Here is a 13,055-nt window from a genome sequence, read left to right on the forward strand (position 1 = left end):
TGCTATGACCGTGCTTAACACCCGTGTCGACAAACACAGCGCTGAGTTTCAGGAAAACTACCAGGCCCTGGCCAAAGAGGTCGAGGCACTGCGCAACAAGTCGGAAGAAATTGCCCAGGGCGGTGGTGAAAAAGCGCGTGAGCGCCATCACCAGCGCGGAAAAATGCTGGCCCGCGAGCGTATCGACGCCCTGCTGGACCCCGGCGCCGCCTTTTTGGAAATCGCCCAGCTGGCGGCTGAAGGAGTCTACGGCGAGTCCGTGCCTGCGGCGGGCGTCATCGCCGGTATCGGGCAGGTCTGCGGCATCGAATGTATGATTGTCGCCAATGATGCCACGGTTAAAGGCGGCTCCTATTACCCCCTGTCTGTCAAAAAGCACCTGCGCGCGCAGACGATCGCCGAACAAAACCACTTACCCTGCATCTATCTGGTGGACTCCGGCGGTGCCAACCTGCCCCGCCAGGATGAGGTTTTTCCAGACCGCGAACACTTCGGCCGTATTTTCTATAACCAGGCGAATATGTCGGCGAAGAATATTCCTCAAATCGCCGTGGTGATGGGCTCCTGTACTGCCGGTGGCGCCTATGTGCCTGCCATGGCTGACGAGACCATTATTGTTAAGCAGCAGGGCACCATCTTTCTGGCTGGCCCTCCGCTGGTAAAGGCGGCAACGGGGGAAGTGGTCACGGCCGAAGAGCTTGGCGGCGCCGACGTGCATTGCCGTGAGTCGGGCGTTGCTGATCACTACGCGGAAAACGATGAGCATGCCCTGCAGCTGGCCCGACAGGCCGTCTCAAAGCTCAATCGCCAAAAGCCGCAACAGCTGGAGCAATGCGAAACCAAAGCACCGCTCTACGCCGCCGATGAACTCTACGGCGTTATTCCCAACGATAGCCGCAAGCCCTTCGATGTGCGCGAAGTGATCGCGCGTATTGTTGACGGCTCCGACTTCGACGAATTTAAGGCGCTGTTTGGCAGCAGTTTGGTCTGTGGCTTCGCGCGGCTATACGGCTACCCGGTGGGCATCGTCGCGAACAATGGCATTCTGTTCAGTGAATCTGCACAAAAGGGCGCCCACTTTATCGAGCTGTGTGCACAGCGCAAGATCCCGCTGATATTCCTGCAGAACATCACCGGCTTTATGGTAGGAAAGCAGTACGAAGCCGGCGGCATTGCTCGTCACGGCGCAAAAATGGTGATGGCAGTCGCTTGCGCCCAGGTTCCAAAATTCACCGTCGTTATCGGCGGCTCCTACGGAGCGGGCAATTACGGTATGTGTGGCCGCGCGTATGAGCCGCGCTTTATGTATATGTGGCCCAACGCGCGCATCGGCGTGATGGGCGGCGAACAAGCGGCCGGTGTACTGGCCGACATTAAACGCGCGCAATACCAACGCCAGGGCGAGAGCTGGAGCGATGAACAGGAGCAGGCCTTCAAACAGCCGATCCTGGATAAATTTGCCGAGCAGAGCCATCCCTTCTATGCCTCGGCACGATTGTGGGACGACGGTGTTATCGACCCTGCAGATACCCGCCGTGTGCTGGGCATGAGTTTGTCTGCCAGCTTAAATAAAACCATCGACGACAGCCGCTTCGGCGTCTTCCGGATGTAGGAGTGCAGCCCATGACAGATGCGACCCTTATCTGCGACGTCGACCAACGCGGCGTCGCGACTCTCACGCTTAACCGGCCAGCACTTCACAACGCCTTTGACGATAGCCTTATCGCAGAGATACATGCCGCACTGACGACGCTGGCGGCCAACCCCGCGGTGCGCTTGCTGATATTAGCCGCCAACGGGAAGAGTTTTTCTGCCGGTGCCGACGCCAACTGGATGCGGCGCATGGCCAACTACAGCGTAGAGGAAAATCTGCGCGACGCTCGCGCATTAGCGGCCCTGCTAGATGCGCTGAACGGCTTCCCCCATCCGACCATCGCCCGGGTAAACGGCGCGGCCTTTGGCGGCGGTGTCGGCCTGGTCAGCTGCTGCGATATGGCGATTGGAAATACGCGAGCAAGCTTCTGCCTGAGCGAAGTAAAGATTGGCCTGATCCCCGCGACCATCAGCCCCTACGTGATCAACGCTATCGGTGGGCGCGCCGCGCGCCGCTATTTTCTTAGCGCCGAGCGATTCGACGCCAACACCGCCACCGAACTAGGGCTGCTGAGTGAGTGTGTCGATGACGACCAGCTCGACGCCCGCCTGGAGCAACTGGTTGCACAGCTGCTCGCCAATGGCCCCTGCGCCATGCGGGCGGCGAAACAGCTAGTGTTGGACTATCAAAATTGCGAAACCAATAGCGCGCTGATCGAAGATAGCTGTCAGCGCATCGCCGATATTCGCGTCTCCCCCGAGGGGCAAGAAGGCCTGACCGCCTTCCTGGAAAAACGCCAAGCTGCTTGGCATAGCGGAGAGTAAAATGTTCAATAAAATCCTGATCGCCAACCGCGGCGAAATCGCTTGTCGGGTCATCGCCACAGCCAAACGCCTGGGCGTCGCAACCGTTGCCGTATACAGCGATGCCGACCGCAACGCCCAGCACGTTGCCCAGGCCGATGAGGCCTACTATATCGGCCCTTCAGCCGCGGCTGAATCTTACCTCTGCGCCGACAAAATTCTCGACGTCGCACAGCGCAGCGGCGCCGAAGCCGTCCACCCCGGCTACGGTTTTCTGTCGGAAAACGCTGACTTCTGTCGAGCATGTGATGCCGCTGGCATCGTCTTTATTGGGCCGCCTGTCAGCGCAATTGAGGCCATGGGTTCCAAGTCGGCAGCGAAGGCGATTATGAGCGAGGCCGCCGTGCCGCTGCTGCCAGGCTACCACGGGGACGACCAGGACGACGCGCTGCTAAAACAGGCGGCGGCCGATATTGGCTACCCGGTGTTACTCAAGGCCAGCGCCGGTGGCGGCGGTAAAGGCATGCGCATTATCTGGCAAGCCGAGGACTTTGACAGCGCTTTGGCGGCCACCCGCCGCGAGGCCATCAATGCATTTGGCGATGACAAAATGCTGGTGGAAAAATACCTCACCGGCCCTCGCCACGTGGAAATTCAGGTATTTTGTGACGGCCACGGCAATGCCGTTCATGTGTTTGAACGCGACTGCTCGCTGCAACGCCGCCACCAAAAAGTCATTGAAGAGGCGCCGGCCCCAGGCATGAGCGCGTCACTGCGTGAGGCGATGGGCGACGCCGCCGTGCAGGCCGCAAAAGCGATTGGCTACCGCGGCGCGGGTACGGTGGAGTTTCTGCTTAACAGCGACAACAGTTTCTATTTTATGGAAATGAATACCCGCCTGCAGGTAGAACACCCCGTCACTGAAATGATCAGCGGCCAGGACTTGGTGGAGTGGCAGCTTCTGGTCGCCAGCGGTGAGACACTGCCCTGCCAACAACAGGACCTGCAAATTCGCGGACACGCCTTTGAAGCCAGGCTCTACGCCGAAGACCCCGAGCAACAGTTCTTGCCGCAGACGGGACGCTTGAACACCCTGCACTTTCCCACTGAAAACGCCCATACTCGCGTCGACTCAGGGGTCATTGCTGGCGATACCATCAGCATGTACTACGACCCCATGATCGCCAAATTGGTCGTGTGGGATGAAGACCGCGAGCGTGCGCTCAAACGCTTACAACAGGCACTGTGTGAATGTCATATTGATGGCCTGACCACGAACAGAGACTTCCTGTATCAACTGGCCAGCCACACTGCCTTTGAAGCCGCGGACTTTGACACCGGCTTCATCGACAAACACTACGACGATATGCGCCGCGACGAGCAACAGCGTCAAGCGGAGCAACAGCCCCAGCTACACGCCCTAGCCGCTCTCCACTACCTGCTTTGCGAAAGCACTCAGTGCAGTAGCGACTCACCCTGGAAACAGGACAGTTGGCGCTTGAACCTATCCCGCTCACGTGAACTCGCGTTAACGATCGACGGGCAGCGAGTCAATGTTGGCGTCAGCCACCTCAGTGATGGCTGGGCCTTAACCATCGATGGCCAGAGCTTCCACGTGAACGGTAACCTCGATGGCAGCAGTGTGACGGTGGAAATCAATGGCTGTAGAAAACAGCTGCGCCGCAGCACCAAAGACGATTATCTGTTGTTCACCGAACGTGGCCAGGCATTGCGCTGTGAGCCCCATCGCTATCAAAGTGCCAGCGACGAGCAACATGGCGGGCTGCTAGCGCCGATGAATGGGCGCATCGTCAGTCTGTTGGTAGAGCCCATGCAGTCAGTCCAACAGGGCGATGTACTGATGATTATGGAAGCCATGAAAATGGAACACAGCGTGACCGCGCCATCAGCCGGCCACGTTGCCAGCTTCCACTTCGGCGAAGGTGACCTGGTTGAGGGTGGCGCCAGCTTACTCAGTTTCGAGGAGGCCTAGCCATGCTCCCCAATAGCGTAAAGCTGGTAGAAGTCGGCCCCCGCGACGGCTTACAGAATGAAAAACACGCCATCAGCGTTGCCGACAAAGTGGCTTTGATTCAGCGGCTTGCAAACGCTGGCGTCAAGCATATTGAAGCCGGTAGCTTCGTGAACCCCAAGTGGGTGCCGCAAATGGCCAACAGCGAAGCAGTGTTTGCCGCCCTTCCCGACGACGAGGTCTGTTACAGCGCATTGACGCCCAACCTGCAGGGACTCGACCGCGCGCTCGCCGCTGGGGCAAAGGAAGTGGCGGTATTTGCCGCCGCGTCGGAGGGCTTCTCGCAAAAGAATATCAATTGCAGTATTGCCGACAGCCTCAAGCGCTTCGAAGCGGTAATGCAAAGAGCCAACGACGCCAAAATACGCGTGCGCGGCTATGTATCCTGCGTGCTCGGCTGTCCTTATGACGGCAGCGTTTCACCAGAGAAGGTCCTCGAGGTGAGCCGGGAAATGCTGGCGATGGGCTGCTACGAAATATCGCTGGGCGACACCATTGGTGTGGGCACCCCCGCGTCGATGAACCGTTTACTCGACTGTTTGCTTGCCGAAATATCACCCGAGCAGCTCGCCGTGCATTGTCACGACACCTATGGTCAGGCGCTGGTCAACATCTACGCGGCAATGCTGCGCGGCATTGCGACCATCGATAGTTCGGTTGCCGGCTTAGGGGGCTGTCCCTACGCAAAAGGGGCGTCGGGCAATGTGGCAAGTGAGGATGTTGTGTACCTGCTCAGCGGCCTCGGCATTCACCACGGCATTGACCTGTCTGCGCTTATCGATGCGGGTAACGCTATCTCGGCGACCTTGGGCCGCCCGAACCAATCCCGAACCGCACAAGCGCTGACGGAGCAGTCAGCGTAGCGGATCAGTAATTGTCAGTGGTGATGGTGCTCCATTGACTGGCCAGCACCATCAGTCGCCCCCGAGTGACCACCGTGCGAACCAAACAGGGTCGACGCGGAAAAGACCGCCCACAGGATCATGAATACCGCAACGGTATTTCGAAAGAAGCTGTTGCGCAGCCATGCCAGTGCACTGCGCTGCGCGGCACTGACTGCCAACATCGCCGGAAGCGTGCCCAGGCCAAAGAAAAACATCAGTGCCGCCGACTGCGACGCGCTGCCACTGGTACTGGCCCACGCCAGGCTGCTGTATATCAGCCCACAGGGCAAAAAGCCCCACAGTACACCCAGCGCCAGCGCTTTGGGCAAACGATCAGCCGGCAATAGTTTCACGGTAAGCGGCTGGATACGACGCCAAATTTTCGCGCCGCCGCGTTCAATAAGGCCACCACCCCGCCACCAGCCTGCCAGTGCGACCGCGACCATAATCAGTAGCACGCTCGCCAATAATCGCAACGCCTTGCCAACGACCATAAACTCCGCGCCGAGCCACGCGGCAATACCGCCGCCGATCGCGCCAATAAGGGCGTAGCTGCTGATTCGACCAAATTGAAAGCCCAGCATTAAGGTTGGCGATCGCCCCGCGCTGGACGCCGCGCTAAGCGCGCTGATGGCACCGCACATTCCCAAGCAGTGCGGGCTGCCCATCAAGCCGAGCATAAACGCCGCCGTGTAATTGATGTTACTGGGATCAATCATCGTTTTTGTCTGCGCGCTTCTTACGGCGTTCGTCATCGTAGAGAATCCGCTGCGCCTCGCGGTCAAGATCGTCAAATTGACGATGATTCACCGCCCAAAAAAAGAGCGCGCAAATGGCGATGAAAAACACCAACGCGACCGGAAGTAGAATATATAAACTAGACACTGGCCAACTCCACATGCTGAGCATTCAGCGATCGCTGTTGTTCTTGCCTATCCAAACGCAGGGCATTTAACACCACGACCAGCGAGCTCAACGACATACCGATTGCTGCTAACCACGGCGGCACCAAGCCCGCTGCGGCCGCTGGCAAGGCCGTGCCGTTATACAGCAAGGCCCAGAATATATTTTGCCGAAGAATACGCCCCATCTTGGCGGATTTGGTAAACAACAACTCGATCAAGCTTAAGCGATCACTCAATAGCGCCACATCTGCACAGGAGCGCGTCAGGTCACTCGCCCCCGCCATCGCTACTGAGACATCGGCGGCGGCAATAACCGGCGCATCATTAACGCCATCACCGACCATAAGCACCGTGCCGCCCATTGCCTGCAGTGAGCTAATACGGGCCAGTTTATCGGCAGCCGTGCAGCCCGCTTGATACTCATCAAAGCCCAGCGCGTTGGCGAGAACGGCGACTTGCTCAGAGCTGTCACCGCTTAACAACACACTGCGCACACCGCGCTGCTTTAAAAAGGCAAGCGCCTGCGCAGCGCCTTCACGCAGGGTGTCTTCAAGGAAAAAACGCGCCGCAAGTTTGCCGTTTTTAGCAAGGTACACCGTCATCAGCTCATCGCTATCACCTTGCTCGGCAAGGCCGCAAAACTCACGTCGGCCAATTTTATAGCTGTCGCCATCAATAATGGCGCTAATTCCCTGCCCGGCCTGCAAATCGAGCTGACTGGGCGCCAGCGCTGTCAGTGCGTACCCCGCAGCACCGAGGGCATCGACTGAAAAAGCCTGCGCAATCGGGTGGCTGGATGGCGCTTCAAGTGCGGCGGCAATACTCAGTGCCTGGCATTCGTCTAACTCGCCGGCAAGCTCCACTTTCAACAGGCGAGGACGGCCCTCGGTAAGCGTGCCGGTTTTATCAAAAATAACATGGCTGATGCCTGCAAAATTCTCAAGCACCGCCGCATTGGCAACCAAGGCTCCGCGGCGACGCAGGCCGCTGACCGCCGCAGAATAACTGCTGGGGGTTGCCAGCGACAACGCACAGGGGCAGCTCACCACAAGCACCGCAAGCGCGGTGAGAAAAGCGCTGTGGCCAGGGTTGAAAGACCAATAGGTGTAGGCCGCCGCTGCGCAGAACAACACAAACAAGGTGAAGTAGCCACTGATCCGGTCGGCGAGCTCTGCTATAGGGGGTTTAGCAAGGCGCGCACTGTCGAGCAACTGATCAATTTGCGACAAGCGACTTTGCTCTGGGTGGCCCTGGAGGCGAAGACACAAGCTGCCATCAATATTGTGGCTACCCGCCAGTACGGTATCGCCGGGCACTTTACTGCGCGGCATAAACTCGCCGGTGAAGGCGCTATCCTCAACACTACTCTGCCCGCTGACGACCACACCATCTACGGGCACCAGCTCACCGGGCTGCACCAGCAGCTCATCGCCATCCTGGAGTGCCGACAGCGCCACCCACTGGTTTGCACCGTCGGGCGCAACTTTCCTTGCTGTGAGGGGAAGTAGTGGTCGAATCGAGGATTCGCGGCGCAACTGCACCGCATTTTGCAGGTAGCGGCTAAGCAGCAAGAAAAAGCAAAACATGCTCACCGTATCGAAATAGACGTGACCTTCCCCGCTCACCGTCGCCCTTAGGCTGGCACCATAGGCGGCGAGCATAGCGATGGACACCGGCACGTCCATGCCCGCTCGGCCTGCCTTGATACCCCGCCACGCGCCGGAAAAAAACGGTTGTGCGGAATACAAAATCACGGGCGTGGCAATCGCCAAACTAAACCAACGCAGCAATTGCCGGATATCGGTGTCGATGCCTTGAAAGTCGCCAGCGTATAGTGCAATGGCAGTCATCATTAACTGCATCATCGCCACACCAGCCAAACCCAGGCGCCTTAACAGGCTTTTCTGTCCTTCTTGCAACTGCTGGAGATGGACCTCGGCGGACCAGGGTTGAACGCCATAGCCGAGCTGATGAACCGACGCAAAAATCTCGCTGAGCTGAACCTGGGCGGGACACCACTCCACTGTTGCCATGCCGCGCTGCAAATTGACACGGACTGCGTTGACACCGTCGATTGCACCGAGGCGGTTTTCGATCAACCAGGCGCAGGCCGCACAATGCATATCACTGACACTGAGCTGGCTCTGCCAACATTCACCATCGGGGTGGGAGAACTGCTCGAATACGGCGGGAGAATCGTATTGCAGATAATCTTCAGCGCTGGCCGCAGGGCGGTTAGCTTGCTGGTCCCGCATTCGGTAGTAGTCGTCCAGACCCGCTCCCAATATGCATTCCGACACTGCGACGCAGGCCGGGCAGCACATCAACCGCTCTTGGCCATCGATAATTAAGCTGTAGCGGCCTTTCGCTGGCAACGGCTCACCGCAATGAAAGCAGCTTGTCTCAGCCACCGATACGGCTCACCAATAGGGCTTCCCGACGGCTATTCAGATCGACCTCTCCCTTTAAGCGCCAACTTTCCGCCTCGGGCAAACCGACACTCTGTAAGGTCAGATACCAACGTCCCTGCGGAAGCGTGTCGACATCTACGCGATAGCCGCCCTGAGACTCACGAGACAACACCACGCTGTGATCAAGCTCCTGGCTGGTCGGGTGTTGTAACAGCAACTGCACATGGTCTGGCCATGACACGGTATTGCCGGAGAGCTCGAGGAGAATACTGCCACCCGAAGCAAAATCGATCGCCGCCGAAATATTACTCTCCGCGGCGCGGCGATCCTGCGACAAGCGCTGGTTAATCGCCAAACCTTCTTTGTAGTAATCGTCGGCAACCAGGTTATCGGCGTGCTTCATCGAAATGGCGACGGTGGACAGCCCCGCCACCACGACAGCGCCTGGCAGTACAATTAAGAACCACGGCCAAAACTGGCGATACCAAGGGGTGTTAGCGGCGGCATTCATAGGCACAATTTAACCTTAACGCTGAGGAACCGGACCAAAGAAACTGCTTTCAACTTCGGCAACACTGCTCTCCTTGTCCATTTGCCGTACGCTGATCGTGATCGGCGAACGACTGGAAGGAAGGCTGTCTGCGCGAGCCTGCAGTCGCATTGGTAAGTCTAAGAGTTCCCCGGATTGTAAACTGATTTCCTGCTTGTGGAAGTTTTCGAAGTTTATTTCACTCTCGACAACGACCTGATAGCGATGCTCCTGCTGCGTTTTATTCGCGATCTTTACGGTGTAGCTATTTTCAATCATGCCGTCCTGTACTTCGGTGAATAGCGCCTGACGGTCGCGCAGCACGCTTAATTCAATCACATCGCGGTCAGCAATATTATAGGCTAACAGCCCCACCATCAGCGTCATCGCTACCACATAACCCAGCAGGCGCGGACGCATGATATGGGTCTTCTTGCCCTTTAAGCTATTTTCCGTCGCGTAGCGAATCAGCCCGGGCTCGTAACCCATTTTATCCATTACCGAGTTGCAGGCATCCACACACAAGGCACAGCCAATACACTCGTATTGAAGGCCATCGCGAATATCGATCCCTGTAGGACAGACTTGCACACACAACTGGCAATCTATGCAATCACCCAGGCAAACGTCCTGGGATTGCGCTTCCCGTTTCCGTGAGCCACGGGGTTCACCGCGCTTACTGTCGTAACTGATAATTAGCGTATCGGGGTCGAACATCGCTGATTGAAAGCGCGCGTAAGGACACATATACATGCACACTTGCTCACGCATCCAACCGGCATTGAGATAGGTCGCGGCGGTAAAGAACGCGATCCAGAAGAAAGCCCAGCCATTCGCTGAGAGGTCAATAAAGTCGACGGCAAGCTCTCTAACGGGGGTAAAGTAGCCGACAAAGGTGAAGCCGGTTAAAAATGCAAAGCCCAGCCACATGGAGTGTTTGTACGCCTTCTTGCGCAGCTTTTCGAAGGACCAGGGCGCCGCGTCAAGCTTGATACGCTGGTTCCGCGTTCCCTCAGCCTTCTGCTCCATCCACATAAAGATACTGGTCCATACGGTCTGCGGGCAGCTGTAGCCGCACCACACTCGACCAGCGAGGTTGGTCACCGCGAAAAGACCAAAGGCAGCGATGATCAATACCCAGGCCAACATCGTCATATCTTGTGGCCAAAAGGTGAGCCCGAGAACATGAAATTGCCGCGCGGGCAGGTCAAACAGGACCGACTGTCGGCCGTCCCAGTTCAACCACGGTAGAATGATATAGCCCAACAACAGCGGCCAACCGGTGAATACGCGAATGCGCTGATAAAACCCTTCAATTGCGCGAGTGTATATTTTTTCTCGCTTTTGGTAGAGATCGATTTCCCCAACTTCCGCGGGGACTACAATTTCTACCGCTAGGTTTTCTGGCTTTGTTTCACTACCGCCAGCCGGTTGCCGCTCCTGAGTGTTCATAGCAGATTATGGTTCCTCTTCTGCAAGCTGATAAACATAGGCACTGAGTAGGTGGATCTTCGCTGCGCTCAAATTGTCAGCATGCGCCGGCATTTTTCCTGACCGGCCATTGGCGATACTGTGGATAATCTTGCCGGTGTCACCACCGTACAGCCAAATGTCGTCATTCAACCGGGGGGCACCCATAGCAATATTGCCCTCGCCCGATGCACCGTGACAGCCTGCACACAACATGGTGAACTTCTCGCGCGATTCGGCATGCTCCGCCGAGGCACTCGCCTGAGCATCGCGTAAGCTTTGCACGTAAGCCCCCATCGACTTGACTCCCTCGGCGCCGAGTACTGACTGCCAACCAGGCATCATGCCACTGCGACCATCGCGAATAGAGTGAGCAATTTGATCCGGACTGCCTCCGTACAACCAGTCGTTGTCGGTCAAGTTCGGAAAGCCGTAGCTCCCTTTTGCATCATTGCCGTGGCAAATCGCACAGTTATTGGCGAACACCCGCTTGGCAATACGCATCGCTTTTGGGTCGGCAACCAAGGCCTCGGCATCTTTCTGCATAAACTCAGCGTAGAGCGCTTCGTTCTTTTGCTTTGCCGCATCCACATTGCCCTGCCACTGCGAAACCGACGTCCAATTCAACAGGCCGGGGAATTTACCCATGCCAGGGTAGGCCAACAGGTAGCCCGCACCGAACACCATGCTGAGCACAAACATCTTGATCCACCAAGATGGCATAGGATTATCGTATTCCTCGATACCATCGTAAATGTGACCTGTTGTCGCACCGTCTTTATGCTGATTGATCTTGCGATTTGACAGCAGAAGCCATGCCAAAAGCACATAGGAGACTGCCGTTAGGACAATGATCCAGCCACTCCAAAAATCACTCATCTCGGCTCTCCTGCTTGGCTTTACTTTCGTCTACAAATGGCAGCTGAGCTGCTTCGTCATACATCGATTTACGGCTTCTTCTATACACGTTGAAACACACACCCATGAAAGCCAGGAACAGCAACAACGTTGATAACGCACGTAGATTGTCTTGATCAAACATACATCCTCCTCAACGCTTGTACTTGATTAGTGTTCCCAGCTGCTGCAAGTAGGCAACCATGGCGTCGATCTCTTTCTTACCTTCCACTTGGGAGGCCGCTGTGGCGATGTCATTATCGGTGTAGGGCACACCTACTTTGCGCAGTGCTCGCATTTTCTTCCCAACTTCATCGCCATCGATCTCGTTCTTAAACAGCCAGGGATACGACGGCATAATGGATTCGGGCACGACATCGCGCGGGTTATACAAGTGAGCACGGTGCCACTCGTCGCTATAACGTCCACCTAGACGCGCCAAATCGGGCCCTGTTCGCTTGGAGCCCCACAGGAAGGGGTGTTCGTAAACCGATTCACCGGCAACAGAGTAGTGTCCATAGCGCTCTGTTTCAGAGCGCATAGGGCGAACCATTTGCGAATGACATACGTGGCAGCCTTCACGGATATAGATATCTCGGCCGGTTAGCTGCATCGCGTTTAATGGTTTCAAGCCAGCAATCGGCTCTGTCGTTTGCTTTTGGAAGAAAAGCGGCACGATCTCCACCAAGGCTCCAAAACTAATGGCGACAATGATAAAAATAATCATCAAGCCGATATTTTTCTCGACGACGTCGTGATTCATGCTTCAGCCCCCGCAGTATTTGCCACCAGTTCCTTAGTTTCTTTGCTGGAAATGGTTTTCCAAACGTTCCAAGCCATCAACAACATGCCGACTAGGAACAGGAACCCACCAAACAGTCGCACTACGTAGCCTGGGTGGCTGGCGATAACCGATTCAGCAAAGCTGTAGGTCAGGCTGCCATCGGCGTTGTAGGCGCGCCACATCAGGCCCTGAACAATGCCGTTTACCCACATGGATGCGATGTAAAGCACGGTACCGATGGTGGATAGCCAAAAGTGTGTATTGATCATATTGACGCTGTACATTTGCTTGCGATCAAAGAGCACGGGAATCAAGTGATAAACCATGCCGATGGAGATCATCGCCACCCAGCCCAATGCGCCCGAATGAACATGACCAATCGTCCAGTCAGTGTAATGAGAAAGAGAGTTAACGGTTTTGATCGACATCATCGGACCTTCAAACGTCGACATACCGTAGAAAGAAAGCGACACAATCAGGAAGCGCAGAATGGGGTCAGTGCGCAGTTTGTGCCAGGCACCACTGAGGGTCATCATACCGTTGATCATACCGCCCCATGAGGGTGCCAGCAGAATCAGCGACATCACCATACCCAGGCTCTGTGCCCAGTCAGGCAGCGCGGTATAGTGAAGGTGATGAGGGCCAGCCCAGATGTATACAGAGACCAACGCCCAGAAGTGAACGATCGATAGCCGATATGAGTAGACCGGACGCCCAGCCTGCTTAGGAACGAAGTAGTACATCAT

The 13,055-nt window shown here is 56.5% G+C and carries 13 protein-coding genes; 4 read left to right on the forward strand and 9 right to left on the reverse strand.

The genetic code is table 11. The features are described from left to right. Positions 1–4: 4 nt before the first annotated feature. From ABNS66_RS08875 to ABNS66_RS08890, 4 genes are read left to right on the forward strand one after another with little or no spacing between them, the layout of a single operon-like run. Positions 5–1,612, forward strand: coding sequence for a carboxyl transferase domain-containing protein (locus ABNS66_RS08875; protein WP_204995294.1), 1,608 nt, complete (start codon positions 5–7; stop codon positions 1,610–1,612). Positions 1,613–1,623: 11 nt separating this feature from the next. Further along, positions 1,624–2,418, forward strand: coding sequence for an enoyl-CoA hydratase/isomerase family protein (locus ABNS66_RS08880; RefSeq protein WP_286838036.1), 795 nt, complete (start codon positions 1,624–1,626; stop codon positions 2,416–2,418). A gap of 1 nt (position 2,419) precedes the next feature. Beyond that, positions 2,420–4,390, forward strand: coding sequence for an acetyl/propionyl/methylcrotonyl-CoA carboxylase subunit alpha (locus tag ABNS66_RS08885; RefSeq protein ID WP_286838038.1), 1,971 nt, complete (start codon positions 2,420–2,422; stop codon positions 4,388–4,390). A gap of 2 nt (positions 4,391–4,392) precedes the next feature. Beyond that, positions 4,393–5,292, forward strand: coding sequence for a hydroxymethylglutaryl-CoA lyase (locus ABNS66_RS08890; protein ID WP_286838040.1), 900 nt, complete (start codon positions 4,393–4,395; stop codon positions 5,290–5,292). Positions 5,293–5,306: 14 nt separating this feature from the next. Here the strand turns inward: ABNS66_RS08890 and ABNS66_RS08895 are convergent, their stop codons facing one another. The 9 genes from ABNS66_RS08895 to ABNS66_RS08935 form a co-directional block, all read right to left on the reverse strand. After that, a complete protein-coding gene (locus ABNS66_RS08895; RefSeq protein WP_286838042.1) occupies positions 5,307–6,032 on the reverse strand; it encodes a sulfite exporter TauE/SafE family protein in 726 nt (241 codons plus the stop codon). Continuing rightward, a complete protein-coding gene (gene ccoS / locus ABNS66_RS08900) occupies positions 6,025–6,198 on the reverse strand; it encodes a cbb3-type cytochrome oxidase assembly protein CcoS (protein ID WP_286838044.1) in 174 nt (57 codons plus the stop codon). Before ccoS ends, ABNS66_RS08895 begins: the two co-directional genes overlap by 8 nt. Continuing rightward, positions 6,191–8,629, reverse strand: a complete 2,439-nt coding sequence (locus ABNS66_RS08905) for a heavy metal translocating P-type ATPase (RefSeq protein WP_286838046.1) — start codon at positions 8,627–8,629, stop codon at positions 6,191–6,193. Before ABNS66_RS08905 ends, ccoS begins: the two co-directional genes overlap by 8 nt. Then, on the reverse strand, positions 8,622–9,140 hold the full coding sequence (locus ABNS66_RS08910) for a FixH family protein (RefSeq protein ID WP_286694512.1): 519 nt from the start codon (positions 9,138–9,140) through the stop codon (positions 8,622–8,624). The genes ABNS66_RS08905 and ABNS66_RS08910 overlap by 8 nt, the downstream gene beginning before the upstream one ends. A gap of 15 nt (positions 9,141–9,155) precedes the next feature. Further along, a complete protein-coding gene (ccoG, locus tag ABNS66_RS08915) occupies positions 9,156–10,610 on the reverse strand; it encodes a cytochrome c oxidase accessory protein CcoG (RefSeq protein WP_286838048.1) in 1,455 nt (484 codons plus the stop codon). Positions 10,611–10,616: 6 nt separating this feature from the next. After that, on the reverse strand, positions 10,617–11,507 hold the full coding sequence (ccoP, locus tag ABNS66_RS08920; RefSeq protein WP_204995285.1) for a cytochrome-c oxidase, cbb3-type subunit III: 891 nt from the start codon (positions 11,505–11,507) through the stop codon (positions 10,617–10,619). After that, entirely contained in the window at positions 11,500–11,670 is a 171-nt protein-coding gene (locus ABNS66_RS08925; protein ID WP_084498078.1) for a cbb3-type cytochrome c oxidase subunit 3, read from the reverse strand. The genes ccoP and ABNS66_RS08925 overlap by 8 nt, the downstream gene beginning before the upstream one ends. A gap of 9 nt (positions 11,671–11,679) precedes the next feature. After that, the gene (gene ccoO / locus ABNS66_RS08930) at positions 11,680–12,288 is read right to left on the reverse strand and encodes a cytochrome-c oxidase, cbb3-type subunit II (protein WP_286694510.1); all 609 of its coding nucleotides are present in this window, start codon (positions 12,286–12,288) and stop codon (positions 11,680–11,682) included. Beyond that, positions 12,285–13,055 (reverse strand): cbb3-type cytochrome c oxidase subunit I (locus tag ABNS66_RS08935; protein WP_348655303.1); only part of this gene is annotated, 771 nt, incomplete at its 5' end. The genes ABNS66_RS08935 and ccoO, both read right to left, overlap by 4 nt.

Source organism: uncultured Spongiibacter sp., assembly GCF_964011655.1.
Taxonomy (GTDB): domain Bacteria; phylum Pseudomonadota; class Gammaproteobacteria; order Pseudomonadales; family Spongiibacteraceae; genus Spongiibacter; species Spongiibacter marinus.